Source organism: Bacteroides faecalis, assembly GCF_003865075.1.
Lineage (GTDB): Bacteria > Bacteroidota > Bacteroidia > Bacteroidales > Bacteroidaceae > Bacteroides > Bacteroides faecalis.
Window position 1 is genome coordinate 26,436 of record NZ_BHWB01000003.1, and the last position, 15,827, is coordinate 42,262.

At 39.9% G+C, this 15,827-nt stretch carries 14 protein-coding genes and 2 pseudogenes; all 16 read right to left on the reverse strand.

The window, feature by feature from the left end; all coding sequences use genetic code 11:
* Nucleotides 1-70 precede the first annotated feature (70 nt).
* The 16 genes and pseudogenes from EJF25_RS05530 to EJF25_RS05605 all read right to left on the reverse strand — a co-directional run bounded on the left by EJF25_RS05530 (nucleotide 71) and on the right by EJF25_RS05605 (nucleotide 15,781).
* Nucleotides 71-1,300, reverse strand: a complete 1,230-nt coding sequence (locus EJF25_RS05530) for an HD domain-containing protein (RefSeq protein ID WP_125040404.1) — start codon at nucleotides 1,298-1,300, stop codon at nucleotides 71-73.
* Nucleotides 1,301-1,307: 7 nt separating this feature from the next.
* Nucleotides 1,308-2,132, reverse strand: a complete 825-nt coding sequence (gene pyrF, locus EJF25_RS05535; protein WP_125040405.1) for an orotidine-5'-phosphate decarboxylase — start codon at nucleotides 2,130-2,132, stop codon at nucleotides 1,308-1,310.
* 26 nt (nucleotides 2,133-2,158) lie between these two features.
* A complete protein-coding gene (gene prfA / locus EJF25_RS05540; RefSeq protein WP_125040406.1) occupies nucleotides 2,159-3,271 on the reverse strand; it encodes a peptide chain release factor 1 in 1,113 nt (370 codons plus the stop codon).
* 3 nt (nucleotides 3,272-3,274) lie between these two features.
* Nucleotides 3,275-4,441: an AIR synthase-related protein gene (locus EJF25_RS05545; RefSeq protein WP_125040407.1), complete on the reverse strand. Its 1,167-nt coding sequence runs from the start codon at nucleotides 4,439-4,441 to the stop codon at nucleotides 3,275-3,277.
* A gap of 155 nt (nucleotides 4,442-4,596) precedes the next feature.
* Nucleotides 4,597-5,178 (reverse strand): LemA family protein, encoded by a 582-nt coding sequence (locus EJF25_RS05550; RefSeq protein WP_125040408.1) that lies wholly within the window; start codon nucleotides 5,176-5,178, stop codon nucleotides 4,597-4,599.
* Between the two features lie 75 nt (nucleotides 5,179-5,253).
* Nucleotides 5,254-6,180, reverse strand: a complete 927-nt coding sequence (locus EJF25_RS05555) for a TPM domain-containing protein (RefSeq protein ID WP_125040409.1) — start codon at nucleotides 6,178-6,180, stop codon at nucleotides 5,254-5,256.
* Nucleotides 6,181-6,252: 72 nt separating this feature from the next.
* Nucleotides 6,253-7,200 (reverse strand): alpha/beta hydrolase, encoded by a 948-nt coding sequence (locus EJF25_RS05560; RefSeq protein WP_125040410.1) that lies wholly within the window; start codon nucleotides 7,198-7,200, stop codon nucleotides 6,253-6,255.
* A 60-nt stretch (nucleotides 7,201-7,260) separates the two neighbouring features.
* The gene (locus EJF25_RS05565; RefSeq protein WP_125040411.1) at nucleotides 7,261-8,007 is read right to left on the reverse strand and encodes a shikimate dehydrogenase family protein; all 747 of its coding nucleotides are present in this window, start codon (nucleotides 8,005-8,007) and stop codon (nucleotides 7,261-7,263) included.
* Between the two features lie 38 nt (nucleotides 8,008-8,045).
* Nucleotides 8,046-8,783 carry a bifunctional demethylmenaquinone methyltransferase/2-methoxy-6-polyprenyl-1,4-benzoquinol methylase UbiE gene (gene ubiE / locus EJF25_RS05570; protein WP_125040412.1) on the reverse strand — a complete coding sequence of 246 codons (738 nt, stop codon included), beginning with the start codon at nucleotides 8,781-8,783 and terminating at the stop codon, nucleotides 8,046-8,048.
* Nucleotides 8,784-8,785: 2 nt separating this feature from the next.
* Nucleotides 8,786-9,730 carry a phosphoribosylaminoimidazolesuccinocarboxamide synthase gene (locus EJF25_RS05575; protein ID WP_125040413.1) on the reverse strand — a complete coding sequence of 315 codons (945 nt, stop codon included), beginning with the start codon at nucleotides 9,728-9,730 and terminating at the stop codon, nucleotides 8,786-8,788.
* Between the two features lie 49 nt (nucleotides 9,731-9,779).
* Nucleotides 9,780-10,796 carry a PhoH family protein gene (locus EJF25_RS05580; protein ID WP_125040414.1) on the reverse strand — a complete coding sequence of 339 codons (1,017 nt, stop codon included), beginning with the start codon at nucleotides 10,794-10,796 and terminating at the stop codon, nucleotides 9,780-9,782.
* 9 nt (nucleotides 10,797-10,805) lie between these two features.
* Nucleotides 10,806-12,282 (reverse strand): annotated as a pseudogene (locus tag EJF25_RS05585) (PD-(D/E)XK nuclease domain-containing ATP-binding protein); the annotation flags it as partial.
* Nucleotides 12,283-12,348: 66 nt separating this feature from the next.
* A complete protein-coding gene (locus EJF25_RS05590) occupies nucleotides 12,349-13,026 on the reverse strand; it encodes a DUF5715 family protein (protein WP_125040415.1) in 678 nt (225 codons plus the stop codon).
* A 153-nt stretch (nucleotides 13,027-13,179) separates the two neighbouring features.
* A pseudogene (locus EJF25_RS05595) lies at nucleotides 13,180-13,448 on the reverse strand (AAA family ATPase); the annotation flags it as partial.
* A gap of 162 nt (nucleotides 13,449-13,610) precedes the next feature.
* Nucleotides 13,611-15,257: a flotillin family protein gene (locus tag EJF25_RS05600; RefSeq protein ID WP_125040416.1), complete on the reverse strand. Its 1,647-nt coding sequence runs from the start codon at nucleotides 15,255-15,257 to the stop codon at nucleotides 13,611-13,613.
* Between the two features lie 26 nt (nucleotides 15,258-15,283).
* Nucleotides 15,284-15,781, reverse strand: coding sequence for a hypothetical protein (locus EJF25_RS05605; protein WP_125040417.1), 498 nt, complete (start codon nucleotides 15,779-15,781; stop codon nucleotides 15,284-15,286).
* Nucleotides 15,782-15,827 lie beyond the last annotated feature (46 nt).

Here is a 15,827-nt window from a genome sequence, read left to right on the forward strand (position 1 = left end):
AAATTTAATTAGTTCACAAATAACGGACTTTTTTTTCAGATTTCCGTACTATTGAATGAATATTTTATACTTATGTATGCAATCTATGATAGCAGAGATAGTATTTCTTTACCTTTTTAGACAGCAAGGAGATATTTAGCATATCCGATGCTTCGGCAATATTTTTAATAGTGCCGTCTTTGTAGATAATGTCAATACTGTCATCGGCCGGGTCGTACATATTCTTTTCGATGCTGGGGGTAGAGACGAAATAGTGCGCTTCGGAAAGGGGTATGTCTAGTTGTTGACTAATTTGCAAAGTCAACTCTTTTATTCTATCCTCACCAATGGGTTCGGAAGAAATTTCCACTTTAAAGATGTTACGATTAATCATTCCCAAACTTAAAGTCGAAAGAACTTTATCCGGATGAGAACTCCATACTTTTAATGCCGTCCAAATATCATTGTCGTCTAGCTGGATAAATTGCTCTAGACAGGCAGAATTGCTATAGAATTCTTCATGATTAATGTCGTTATATAAGAAAAAATGTAATGCAGGTGAAGCAAACAATTCCATTCTTTGAGAGGCTAGTTCTTTGGCACGAAGCAATGTACTGATTAGCATTCGCTCATAGGCTACTGAAGTCTTATGCAGATATACTTGCCAGTACATCAAGCGGCGTGCCGTAAGAAAGTTCTCGATGGAATAAATACCTTTAGATTCGATAACCAACCGGTCATCAGCTACATCGAGCATTTTGATAATACGTGCAGAACCGATGTTACCTTCCGTAACACCTGTGTAAAAACTATCCCGACGAAGATAATCAAGTCTGTCCATATCCAACTGACCGCTAACAAGCTGGTGCAGAAAACGCTTCGGATATTCATCTTTGAAGATTTGAATGGCAAGGTTAAGTTGCCCATTCATATCTTTATTCATCTGTTCCATAAGCATCAGGGAAATCTCTTCATGAGAAACCCCTTTGACGATGGTATCTTCAAGTACGTGTGAGAAAGGGCCATGACCTATATCATGCAACAAAATAGCGGCTTGTACTGCTTCCGCTTCACTGTCAAAGATAAAGTTTCCTTTGGATGCCAATTGGGTGATGGCTTCACTCATCAGATAAAAAGCGCCTAAAGAATGTTGGAAACGGGTATGCTGTGCTCCAGGATATACCACTGAAGAAAGTCCTACCTGCTTGATACGGGTGAGACGCTGCAAAAGGGGGTGTTGTACAATATCGTACAACAACCCCTTTGGGATATTGATAAACCCGAATACCGGGTCATTGATTATCTTTCTTTCGTAAGGCATTCGTTTTTTAGAGAATTGCTTTTAGTTGTTCAGCCATTTGTACCTGTACTTCCTGTGCAGCTTTGCGGGCAGCTTCTGCAAACTTTTCTGTTTTATCTACGTAGATAATACCCCGCGAAGAATTGACAATCAGTCCACAAGTACTGTTCATGCCGTATTTGCATACTTCATCGAGTGAACCACCTTGAGCACCTACGCCAGGAACCAATAAAAAATGATTAGGAACTATCTTACGAATATCTTCGAAAGCACGTCCCTGAGTAGCACCTACCACATACATCATGCGGTCGTCGCTGCCCCATTCTTGTGATTTACGCAGTACTTTCTCAAACAGACGTTCACCATTTAAATCTTCTGTCAATTGGAAGTCGTGAGAACCTTTGTTTGAAGTCAGTGCTAACAAAATTACCCATTTCCCTTCGTAAGTAAGGAATGGGGTCACACTGTCTTCACCCATATAAGGGGCTACAGTTACTGAATCTATGTTTAATTCTTCAAAAAAGGTACGCGCATACATGGCTGAGGTATTCCCGATATCACCGCGCTTTGCATCAGCGATAATGAATTGATCTGGGTAGTTCTTTTTAATATATTGCACTGTCTTTTCGAAAGCAATCCAACCTTTTACACCCATGCTCTCATAGAAAGCCAGATTAGGTTTGTAAGCGATACATAAATCGGCTGTAGCGTCGATAATAGCTTTGTTAAAAGCAAAAATTGGATCCTCTTCCTTCAACAGATGTTCAGGAATCTTCTTAATGTCTGTATCCAAACCTACGCAAAGGAATGATTTTTTGCGTTTTATGTTTTCAAATAGTTGTTGTTTATCCATATCTATTATTACAAATTACTAATCGTTTAAAGCTCGCTTTCCTTCAGTCGTTCTGCATTTTCTGCTACAATCAGATGGTCGATACAATCTTGGATATCTCCGTCCATAAAGGCTGCAAGGTTATAAATAGTATAGTTGATACGATGATCGGTGATACGTCCTTGCGGATAGTTGTAGGTACGAATCTTTGCTGAACGGTCACCGGTTGATACCATTGTCTTACGTTTGGAAGCAATATCATCAATATATTTTTGATGTTCTTTATCGTAGATGAATGTACGAAGTCGAGCTAAAGCACGTTCTTTATTTTTGGGTTGGTCGCGGGTCTCAGTACATTCGATCAGGATTTCTTCTGCTATTCCTGTATTGGGATTTTTCCATATATATCGCAAACGTACACCAGACTCTACCTTATTTACGTTCTGTCCGCCGGCACCACCACTTCGGAAAGTATCCCATTTGATTTCTCCTTCGTTGATAACTACATCAAATTCTTCGGCTTCGGGAAGTACGGCAACAGAAGCTGCTGAAGTATGTACACGTCCTTGAGTCTCTGTTGCAGGTACGCGTTGTACGCGATGAACGCCTGATTCATATTTCAATGTTCCATAAACACTATCTCCTGTGACGCTACATATTATTTCCTTATATCCGCCTGCTGCTCCTTCATTCGCACTGGAAACTTCCATTTTCCAACCTTTAGTTTCGAAATATTTGGCATACATTCGGAAAAGGTCACCGGCAAAGATAGCAGCTTCATCGCCCCCCGTTCCACCACGAATTTCAAGAATCGCATTTCTGCCGTCTTGTGGATCGGCAGGGACAAGCATTAGTTTGATTTCTTCCTCTAATTGTGGAAGACGATCCTGACTGTTGTCCATTTCTTCCTTTGCCATCTCACGCATTTCGAAGTCTGACTCGGTTGCCAGAATATTTTTTGCTTCTTCGATATTCCCTAATAATTGGATATATTCCTTGCGGGCTTTCATCAAATCATCCAGCTCTTTATATTCCTTCGTCAGTTTGACATAACGCTTTTGATCGGCAATGACTGCCGGGTCGGTAATAAGAGTAGATATTTCTTCAAAGCGGGCTACAAGCCCGTCCAGTTTCTCTAATATGGTACTGTTATCTGCCATTCTTTAATATCTAAATTCTCCGAATTCGCTCTTAATGATTAACTCTGTCTTATCACACGCCTCAATACGACCTACGATCTGTGCCGGAATCCCGAATGATTCAGAAATCTTAATGACTTCTTCTGCATGTTCAGGTGACAGATAAACTTCCAGACGATGTCCCATGTTAAATACCTTATACATTTCAGCCCAATCCGTACCACTTTGTTCTTGAATAGTCTTGAACAAAGGAGGAACCGGGAACAGGTTGTCTTTGATGACACGTACATTTTCTACGAAATGAAGTACTTTAGTTTGTGCACCACCGGAACAGTGGACCATACCATGAATATTGGGACGAAGAGCATCAAGTAATTTCTTCACTACCGGCGCATAAGTACGGGTAGGAGAGAGAACTAGCTTTCCTGCATCAATCGGAGAATGTTCGACTTGATCAGTCAGTTTTAACTTACCGGAATATACCAATTCTTCAGGAACGGCAGCGTCGTAACTTTCAGGATATTTATTGGCTAGGTATTTGCCGAAAACATCGTGACGAGCACTGGTTAAACCATTGCTACCCATTCCTCCGTTATATTCTTTTTCATAAGTTGCCTGTCCATAAGACGCTAAACCGACAATAACATCACCCGGACGGATATTTGCATTATTAATAACGTCCGAACGCTTCATGCGGCAAGTAACGGTTGAATCAACGATGATGGTGCGTACTAAATCGCCTACATCAGCAGTTTCACCACCGGTAGCATATACACCTACACCCATATCACGAAGCTCGGCTAGTAGTTCATCAGTTCCGTTGATAATGGCGGAAATCACTTCCCCGGGTATTAATAATTTGTTACGTCCAATGGTAGAGGAAACAAGGATATTGTCTACAGCACCTACACAAAGCAAGTCGTCGATGTTCATAATCAAAGCATCTTGTGCGATACCTTTCCAAACGGAGAGATCACCTGTTTCTTTCCAATACATATACGCTAATGAGGATTTGGTTCCTGCACCGTCAGCATGCATAATATTGCAATATTCCGGATCACCGCCTAAAATATCAGGGATGATTTTACAAAAAGCCTGCGGAAAAATACCTTTATCTATGTTTTTGATGGCGTTGTGCACATCCTCTTTTGATGCGCTTACGCCACGCATCATGTATCGTTGATTACTCATGAGTTATAGAATTTTGTATACGGCTGCAAAAGTACGGCTTTTTTTTCGGACAGGCAACTATCTTTATAGAAATGGCATTGCCTAAAAAAGTTTTCGTATCTGACTGAATGCGAAAACTTTTTTAGGCAATGAATATCTGTTAAGTAATACTTGTCTTAGAACTCTACTTTTGGAGCTTTTTCACTTCCTTCTTCCGCCTGGAAATAGGCCTTTTTGTCAAAACCGAACATTCCCGCAAAAATGTTTTTCGGGAAACGACGGATGTTAGTATTGTATGCTTGTGCAGCATCATTGAAATTCTTACGAGCTACATTGATACGGTTTTCCGTGCCTTCCAACTGAGCTTGTAATTCCAAGAAGTTCTGGTTAGCTTTCAAGTCCGGATAGTTCTCTGTGATTGCAAGTAATTTGCCCAAAGCTGATGTGACAGCGCCTTGTGCTTTCTGATATTCCGCTAATTTTTCCGGAGTGAGATCGGCAGCATCCACTTTGATTTGCGTGGCTTTGCTACGTGCTTCAACTACACCTTCCAGCGTTTCTTTTTCATGAGTTGCATATCCTTTTACTGTATTTACCAGATTTGGAATCAAGTCTGCACGACGTTGGTATTGAGTTTCTACATTTGCCCATTGCCCGTTTACATTTTCTTCCATTGCCACCAGACCATTATATGTACTGACAGCCCAGATAACAAGGATTACTACAATAGCTAAAATGATAATAATTGACTTTTTCATGTCTCTTGCTTTTATTAAGTTTGAAAATCAGATTTCTTATTAGTTGAGTTCAAATTAATTTCTCTATAATTAGAATCAGAATCGTGAACCGGCACCACCTCCACCGCCTGAACCACCGCCAAAGCTTCCTCCGCCGAAACCGCCTCCAAAGCCTCCGCCATTTCCTCTTCCTCCACCGAAGCCACCAATAAACGGACCACCTCCACCACCTCCTCTGTGACGGTAGTCGTCATCATAACTTTGTTGTTGTCTTTTGACTGTATGTCCACAATTTCTACATGTGTAAACAACCTCTTCTGTCTTGATTCCATTTACAGTTGAAATGGGTCTGCTGCTACTCCTTTGCAATTTATGCTTGCCACATTTGGGACAACGACTCTGATTCCATGAGGCATAGAAAGCTGCTCCGATACCAAAGGCAATAAAGCAAATGATAGCAATAATCATATCATTTGAACCACTTCCTTCTGGCTCGGAAACTGAATCGTTCTCCATAGAACCGTCCAAACGCTGACAAGTGGCTTTTAACCCAGCCAACATTCCTGCATCCCAATTCCCATCTTTTAAATATGGAATCATATATCGGGTCTGGATCCTTTTGCAGATTGCATCAGGAAGTACGCCTTCCAGTCCGTAGCCGGTATAAAATTGGATACAACGTTGATCTGTCACTAGTAAAATGACTAATCCGTTATCCTTATCTTTTTTCCCCACTCCCCACTTATTCAGTAGTTGATGGCAGAAATGAAAACAGGATTCTTCTCCAATTGAAGGAACTACGGCCACTACTGTTTCAATTCCGGTTTGTTGTTCCAAGACGTAAAGCATAGCGTCAATAGAGTCGCAAGCAGCTTGCGATAGTATACCTGTCGGGTTACAAACATACTGCATTTTATTTTGCAGATGCACTTTTGGAAGATTGTCTACCGTATATACTTTTTCTTGAGCTTGCAGAGGTGTCAGTAGAAAAGTAATAAATAACAGTGTGAATATTGATTTCATAACAGTTGTTTTACTTTTGCAAATATATAAACTTTTTCTATTACGAATTTCAAACTCCCTGTTATAATAGGTTTAATGAATATACTGCCTGACGAATTCACGAACTTTCTCGGTATATTCCTTTTTATTCTCTTTGTATGAAACGGCATGAGTCGCTCCTGGGACAATCCACAGAACTTTGGGTTCTGGTTTGGCTTCGTAGAGTGGGTAAACCATCCAGGTAGGTACATACGTATCCTTGTCTCCATGAATAAAAAACATAGGTAACTCACATTTTGCAACTTGTTTTAACGAAGAGGCTTCTTTGAAATTCCAACCGTATTTTTTTTCACACAGCCAACTGGTAGTATGTAACAATGGGAAAGGAGGAAGATGAAAGGTTGATTTTAATTCGTGTGCAAACTCATCCCAAACGCTAGTATAACCACAATCTTCTACAAAACATTTCACAAAAGGTTCTTGTTGTTCACCAGATACCATCATGGTTGTGGCAGCTCCCATAGATATACCATGTACTACCATTTGTGTGCTGTCTCCAAAAATATGGTTCGCAATATTCATCCATTGCAACACGTCAAGTCGGTCTTTCCAACCCATCTGAATAGCAGGACCTTCGCTTTCTCCTTGATGTTGTAGTTCGGGCAAGAGAATATTATAAGCTAAATCCCGATTATAAAGATAACCGATCATAAACATACGGATCGCATTATCCGTATATCCGTGCACAATGACGGCCGTTTTATTGGTAGGTTGTGGAGCGGCGACATAAAATGCATGCAGTTGTCTTCCTTCCGGATTAATAATAAAAGTGTCCCTAAGTGCATCCACTTGCCTCAGGCTGTCTACCCATGAACGGAGGAATGGATAGTTTTTGTACATAAAAGGATAAGAGTCTGCATTTTTAGATAATATCTTAGCATTCGGAGTTAAAGAGAAGTTGAGCATATAAAAACTTCCTCCGATTGTGCAGCCGGTAAGAACCAGCAAAATGATAATAATGATGTAAATATACTTCTTCATAAGTCCGAATCTCTTTTCACTTTTATTTTTTTTCCTTAGAAAAGGAATGGAGAAGAGGCTTTACTTATGCCAAATCTCCCAAGCTGCAAATGCCTGCAATAATAGCATTTCCAATCCATTTTTAGTAACGGCGCCCTGCTCTTCTCCTTTTTTCATGAAGAGAGTGACGTTTGGATTATATAACAAATCGTAAAGTAAATGGTTCGGAGTCAGTTGGTCATACGGGATGTTTGGGCAAAAGTCCACTTTAGGATACATACCTAATGGGGTACAATTGACTATTACAGTATATTCCGCCATGATTTCAGGAGTAAGTTCTTCATAGGTTAGCAGACCGTTCGCTTTGTGAGTACGGGATACAAATACACTTTCGATTCCCAGATTCTGAAGTCCGCGATACACTGCTTTGGAGGCCCCGCCTGTGCCAAGAATCAAGGCTTTCTTGTGGTGAGGTTGCAGTAATGGTTGGATAGATTGGGTAAATCCGATAATGTCAGAGTTATAACCAATTAGTTTAACTTTACCTTTCTGCTGGCGGATAATTTTGATTACATTTACAGCACCGATTTTTGCAGTATCAGGGTCTAACTCATCCAAAAAAGGAATAACCTGTTCTTTATAGGGAATGGTAACGTTGAGTCCGTATAGGTTCGGATTCTCTTCGATGACCTCCATAAAATCGTTAATACTGGGAATCTCGAAGTTTACGTATTCCGCGTTAATATCTTCTGATTTAAATTTCTCGTTGAAGTAGCCGATAGAAAACGAATGTTTTAGGGGGTAGCCAATTAAACCATATTTTTCCATAATACGAAAGAGTTAAAATGATTAGTTTTGCTTGAGTTTTATTTAGTAGCCATATAAAGTGTGCAGATACCAAAAGTTAAACGTCGGAAATTCACTTCGCTGAAACCGGCTTTAGTGATGACTTCTTTCATGACTTCCCCTTGGGGGAATACTTTGATAGTGTCTGGCAGATAGTGATAGGCACTGTTATCTTTAGAGAGTAGTTTGCCAAGCAACGGGATGACAACTTTTGAATAAATAGCGAATAATTGCTTCATCGGGAATCGATCCGGGGTGGTCAATTCGAGAATGACAAGATGTCCGCCGGGGACTAATACACGATACGTTTCTGAAAGTCCCTTGTCAAGGTCTTCAAAGTTACGTATACCGAAAGCTACAGTAATAGCATCAAAACGGTTGTTGGCAAATGAGAGAGAAGTACAGTCCTCCCGGGCAAAAGAGATTTTGTCCGAGAGTCCTTCTTTCTTAGCTTTTTCACGACCCACATTCATCATACCTTCCGAAATGTCCGTACCGATCAATTCGGTAGGCTGCAATTCGCGACAAGCGAGGATAGCAAAATCTCCGGTTCCGGTAGCAACGTCCATTATGCGTTGCGGACGGTAAGGGCGGAGCCAGGCAATTGCTTTACGGCGCCAACTGCGGTCAATACCCAAAGATAAGGTATGATTCAGTTTGTCATAAGTGTGAGCGATGTTATCAAACATCTTTTCTACTTGTTCGGTCTTTTTACCTTCTTCGTTGTAAGGTTTGATATGTTGTTGTGGGTAATCCATTCTTATTTAGTCAGGAAATTCATTACATTCTTTTCGATACGTTCAGCAATATTGCTGGTATCCTCTTTTACAAATTTCTCACCAGTGATATTCTCGAATAATTCGATGTAACGGTCGCTGATGCTCTGTACAATTGCCGGAGTCATTTCAGGAACTTTCTGTCCATCTTTGCCTTGGAAGCCATTCTCCATCAACCATTCACGAACGAATTCTTTAGAAAGTTGTTTTTGAGGTTCACCCTTTTCGAAACGTTCCTGATAACCTTCTGAATAGAAATAACGGCTGGAGTCCGGAGTATGAATCTCATCCATCAAATAAATCGTACCATTGTGCTTCCCGAATTCATATTTAGTATCAACGAGGATCAATCCACGTTCAGCAGCCATTTCAGTACCACGTTTGAAGAGAGCCAATGTATATTTTTCAAGAATAGCATATTCTTCCGGAGTAGCCAGACCTTGTTTCAGAATTTCTTCTTTAGAGATATCTTCGTCATGAAGGCCCATTTCAGCTTTAGTAGTCGGAGTAACAATTGGTTCCGGGAATTTCTGGTTTTCACGCATTCCATCCGGCAGTTTCACGCCACAGATTTCACGTACACCGCTTTTGTAAGTACGCCAAGCACTACCGCACAAGTAACCGCGTACGATCATTTCTACCGGGAAACCTTCGCACAATACACCCACAGTAACCATTGGATCTGGTGTAGCCAGTTTCCAGTTCGGACAGATGTCAGTAGTGGCATCAAGGAATTTTGCTGCAATTTGGTTCAGCATTTGTCCTTTGTAAGGAATACCTTCGGGCAATACTACGTCAAAGGCCGAAATACGGTCAGTTGCTACCATAATAAGTTTTTCGCCATTGATGTTGTACACATCGCGCACTTTTCCGTGATACACACTTTTCTGTCCCGGAAAGTTGAAATCTGTTTTTGTTAATGCTTTCATCGTTTTTATATAATTATAAATTACAAGTTCCAATTTACAGCAACACTAGTTATTCGCCAACCAGTTTAGATTGGCATTCACCATTGATGATCAGTTGCTCTTTCTTCCGATTTATCCGTTCAATCTTCACCTCTTTGTCGAATTTATCATAAGCATCTACGATACGTTCTACTAATTTGTGGCGTACAATATCTTTCTTATTTAGTTCTACGAAACTGATACCTTTTACTCCTTTCAGGATACGGAGTGCTTGGACCAGTCCTGATGTTTGTGAGGATGGTAGGTCGATCTGAGTCATGTCACCTGTTACAATCATCTTGGTATTCATACCCATACGGGTAAGGAACATTTTGATTTGTTGCGTAGTTGTATTCTGTGCTTCGTCCAGAATCACCACTGCATCATTCAGCGTACGTCCACGCATGAAAGCCAATGGAGCAATCTGAATAACATTCAAGTCCATGTATTCTTTTAACTTGGCAGCAGGAATCATATCTTGTAGCGCATCATATAATGGTTGCAGATATGGATCTATCTTATCCTTCATGTCGCCGGGCAGGAATCCGAGCTTTTCTCCGGCTTCTACAGCGGGGCGGCTCAGAATAATCTTTTTGATTTCTTTATTTTTCAGAGCACGTACAGCAAGTGCAATGGCAGTATATGTTTTTCCCGATCCTGCCGGACCGATAGCGAATACCATATCATTCTTGGAAAATCCTTCTACCAGTTTCAATTGATTCTCACTTCTGGGAATAATTGGCTTACCTGTGACACTGAAAACAATTACATTACTTGTTTGCTCTGCCTGTGGGGCATTGCCTTTGATAATGTCGATGATGACTTCCTCTTTCAGTGAATTATATTGAGCACAATATTTCTCCAGTTTGGTGATATTCTCTTCGAAGGCGCACATCTCTTCTTCATCGCCCAGCACTTTGATTACATTACCACGTGCGACGATACGTAGCTTCGGATATAAAGCTTTAATTAACTGTATGTTGGCGTTGTTTACACCATAAAAAATAACCGGGTCAATATCCTCAAGAACAATCAGTTTCTCTATCATTGAATCGTATTAAAGAAAAATTTCTGCAAATTTAATGAAACGTTTTGGATTCTTAGATTGTTTAGGAATGAATTTTATTTCTCTTTTTATTCTACCTGTCCACTTCTCAATGTTTCTTGTCTCGTTGCCGAAGTTTACACCTATTTTGATGAGTTTTCGTTCATCAGCAGAGAAAGCTTGGGCGTGATACTTCTCGTTAATTTGCTTCAAAGCTTCTTCAGCCGTTCCTTTCATTTTGAATTCCATTATATAAATGAAACGCTCTGTTTGTAGGACAAGGTCAATTTGTCCTTGTGAAGTATGATACTCAGCTTTTACATAGAATCCTATCAACTTGAATACGATAAAAAGAACATTTTGATAATACATCTCTAAGTCGCGAATCAATTCGTAAGGAGGATCTGCAAAGAACGGCGGAAGAAAGCGTTATAATCGCCCTGTTCTATTCCAGTTACAAATTTGCGTATCTGAAGGAGATTCAATGGCGTACACATTGGCGTAAAAGGGGAGAAGATATTTTACGAATCCTTCTTTTACCTCTCGGTTGGGGAAGCCTAAACGGTAGATATCAAATTTTTTATCATATCCTTTAATCGTCAGATAACCGCTTTGATAAATTACAGGAATAAGATTCCTTGAAGTTGAATCAATACTGTTTAATACGTTAGAATCTGTTTCTTCACTTGCCATGCGTTGAAGATGTTTCAATAGTTTTACCAGATAAGTAGGAGTACTGGTTTCAAATCAATAACTCCCGAAGTTCTTATAAAATGTATTCAGCAAACTGAAAGGATTGGATAATACCTACTGAGTTTTCTACCAAATGATAACCATCATAACATTCTTTCAGTTCATGGTATACTTTTTCATAGGTCATTTTTGACTTTCTGCTAGGATTTGCAAGTATTCTTCTAGATTATCATATCTCTCTTTTTCGGTGATGCCGCAAATCTCAACATATTGTTCGATCATTCAGATATCAATCAGATTATTCAGATCGCTGAATACACTCACTTTTCCGAATTTAGTGACACTCAATTTGATACAACCATCCTTCGTTTTAAGTACTCCGCAAAAAGGCTTTAACGTATTTCGATAATACTATTGTAGTTCTTCGTTGCCAATACCTGTAACATAGGCTTATCGTATTCATCTACTAGGATAACTACACGCTGTCCGGTTTTCTCATAAGCACGTTGGATAGTACCGGCAAAACGTAATGAGAAAGATGTTTCGGAGGGGCGGGTACCATAAAGACTTTCCCAATGTTCCAAATTGTTATTCAAGATTTTATCTAAACTTTCCGGATTGTCATATTTTTCAATGTTCAGGTCCAGATGTAATATCGAATGTTTTAGCCAATCTTTTTCCAATTGTTCGATAGCAAGTCCTTCGAAAAGTTCTTTCTTTCCTTGAAAATATGTTTCAAGAGTAGAAATTAGTAAGCTTTTGCCAAAGCAGCGGGGCGGTTAAGAAAATAGTAGCTTTGTATAACACAAAATTAAAACGAATGGTTTTATTTCATCCTGCCATATACATTAGAGAATCCTATTCATCGCGCTGTAATGTGGAAACACCCTTGTTTCAGTTCATACTTTATATAGCATTTATCAGCTTGTCGTAAATCTCTTAGTACTTCGGACAAAACGAGTTTTAGCGTATCTGAACTTACATCCTGTAAAGGACGTCCGTCTTCATCCTCCACTTTTTTGAAGCGTTTCCAACTGACATCGAAAGTAGTACCATAACAGTGTGCGGAGTTTGCAGAAGCATTGCCATTGCGGCGGCGAAGACGTTTTACGTCTTTATTGGTGCGAAGTACAGAAGTAATAATTATCTGATTAGGATTTAGACCTTTGGAAGTTAATGAGTCGAGGAAATTAGAACCGATTGTATCAAGCAACTCGCTGGCACGGGGAACTAGATAGGGGATAGAGTGCGTCAGTGAATCAACAGAATAGAACTTGTTGTCAGTGATATGTATCAATTGTCCTTTCATATTTTCGGCCTCTTCGCGATCTTCCAATGGTTTGATACCTATATTTTGAGCAACGGTCAAATGCCTTTCGTTTAAATCAGGGAAAGAACGTTTATAACTAATTACACCGTGGATATTGCGAGGCTCGTTTACTTTGAGTGACATATCCTTCTTCTTGCAACCGGCAGTGAGAGTAAATAAAGCAATGATAAAAGTAATTGGAAATAAAATCTGATTTTTACGGGCGTTCATAGTTGTTATATAAATCTTTATGTTTTTACTATTTATACTTTCCACGTATTGTACACTTTTCCGGCAGCAATATATATTATATAAGTAGCGAAATTGTCATATCCATCAATCAAAATATAAAGCTTAGGCAAATTATGTACGCGGACAAATATGGATAATAATATATTGGTTATGCTTTTTCGTAGGATATGCACCGATCCACGTGCCGCCGAACAGTGCTTCAAAACGATGTGCTTTGCTACGGTCGTAATAATGCGCCAGTGTAGATACCAATAGACTTTTTCCAAAACGACGTAGGCGCGGAAGACAGGAACATTATATTGCTCCGGGCGTGGAATGAATCCGGTTTTATCTACATAGTAGAATCCCTGTTCACGTAAGTCGGCAAAATTGGCTACAGTATAAGGTATAGTGATATTCATTGTCTTTTTTATGTAATACCAAACAAAGGTAATGAATTTCTTCTGAAAAACACAAATAAGCGCAGACTGATGCGAAAATATAATTGGCATCCATCTGCGCTTAATTCATTATTTAGCTTCCGGTATAGTATTGAGACTATACCGGATACATGCTAGAAACTATTATTTCTTCTTTTCTTCAGTTTTTCCTTCCGGCTCCTCTTTATTTTTGCTATTCGGATTAAGAATACCTTTCACTGTTTCTCCGATAGGCAACTTATCGAGTACTCCAAGACTCGGTGCAACTGTTTTCACTAACGTATTCAGGAAATTACTTGTACTGCCGTTTCCTCCATCGAATACGGTGATATTTCCTAAATTCATGTGTTCGAAAGCTTTTACCTGTTCACCGGCAATTTCCTTCCATTGATCCACCATCTTGTATTGGATAGCGATAGACGGATTTGATTCGGCAGCTCTTACCATTGCTTCGAATCCTTCTGCTTCGGCAAGCAATGATTTTTTCTTACCTTCTGCTTCCGCTTCCAACTTCAGTTGGATGGCTTTAGCTTCTGCTTCCGCTTGTGCTAAAGTCGCTTTAGCACGTGCTTCCGCTTCACGAGTAATTTTTTCAGCAATAGCATTTGCCTGAAGAATAGCTTCCTGACGGGCTATTTCTGCCGGCACGATTTTCTCAGCTTTCAAAGACGATTCTACTTTACGGGCTTTCGCTTCTTCTACTTCCTTTTGGGCAATTTCTCGTGCGGTCTGTACGGCAGCTTCTGATTTAGCAGCAGCTTCACCTGCCTGTTTATCTGCATTAGCTTGAGTTACTGCTAACTCAGAGTTAGATAAAGCGACTTCTTTTTGTGCTTCATTTCGTCCGATGGCAGCTTTTTTCCCAGCTTCTGCTTGCTTGATTTCCATGTCAGAGTTCAATTCGGCAATTCGGCTTTCCTTTTCAGTGTTAGCTTGTTCGATACGGATATTTTTTTCTGCTTCAGCTTTTGCAACTTGTGACTCTTTTTCTGCATTTGCGATGGCCACTTGCGAGATTCTATCCTTGTCTGCATTGGCAACCGAAATTTCCTGCAACTTCTTTGTTTCAGCTATAGCAATGTCTTGATCTTTACGAGTTTCGGCAACTTTCGTTTCACGTTCTTTAATTTGATTGGCAATTTTGATAGCACCTAGCTTTTCTTGTTCTTCAATATTGGCTTGTGCTTCGTTCAAGGCCTTACTTTCAGCTTCTTTACCCAAGTTCACGATATAATTGGCGGCATCACGAATATCACTGATATTGATATTCATCAGGTAAAGACCGAATTTGCGGAGTTCAGTGTCTATGTTATCCTTTACTTTAGCCAGAAATTTATCACGATCGGAATTTAATTCCTCAATGGTCATGTCGGCAATTACCATACGCATCTGACCATAAACGACATCGGTGATTAAGTTTTGCTTGTCGTCCATGTTCAATCCCAGCATACGTTCAGCTGCATTTTGCATCACTTCAGGATCAGTGCTGATAGCTACAGTAATAGTGGTAGGAACATCCACACGGATATTTTGTGCGGAAAGAGCTCCGGTTAGTTTACATTCAATTTGCAGTGGCTTCATTGACAGGAATTCATATCCCTGTATAATAGGCCATACGAAAGCAGCACCTCCATGGTATAACTTAGCTGATTTTTTGTCTCCTCCCGTCTTACCGTATACAACGAGGACTTCGTCGCTTTTACATTTACGGTAGCGTGACAGGATACCGATGAAGGTGAGCAGGATGACCGCTACTAAGATAGCAGCCATAATAAGCATTTCTTGTGTCATAAATAGTGTGTTTTAAAATGGTTATTTTATTGAATATATAATATTCCGTTTTTATAGTTACTGATAATAGTTTTGTCTCCCGTTTGATATGTTTTACCCGATTCGGAGATTACGTCTACTTCACGCATAGCGCCATCTCGGCTAGTTTGTACAGTATATTTATTTCCACTTTGTTTGAAGTATATTGTACATTCTCGTCCTACTAGCTGTTCTGTTTGTTCAGAAGAATTGACTTGCTGTAGTTGATATGCCTTTTTGTAAAGGAACCAAACAGCAAAGACAAAAAATAAACCAATAAGGATAGCAATGACGAAACTCTGGATTTCAGTATTTCCGGCAAGATACATATACCAGCCGAAACCGATTCCGAAGTGGGTGAGTCCCTTAAAGGAAACAACGCTGCTAATGTCTGCGTCCACATCTACATCCGCGTCCATATCTCCAAAGAAGATGGACAGGACGAATTGAATAGCAAATATACCAGTTGTTACGAGAGCGATGATGAGAAAAATTGTGTGGCTCATAATGTTCATTTTGTTAGTTATCGTACAAATATAGTCTTTCCATTTG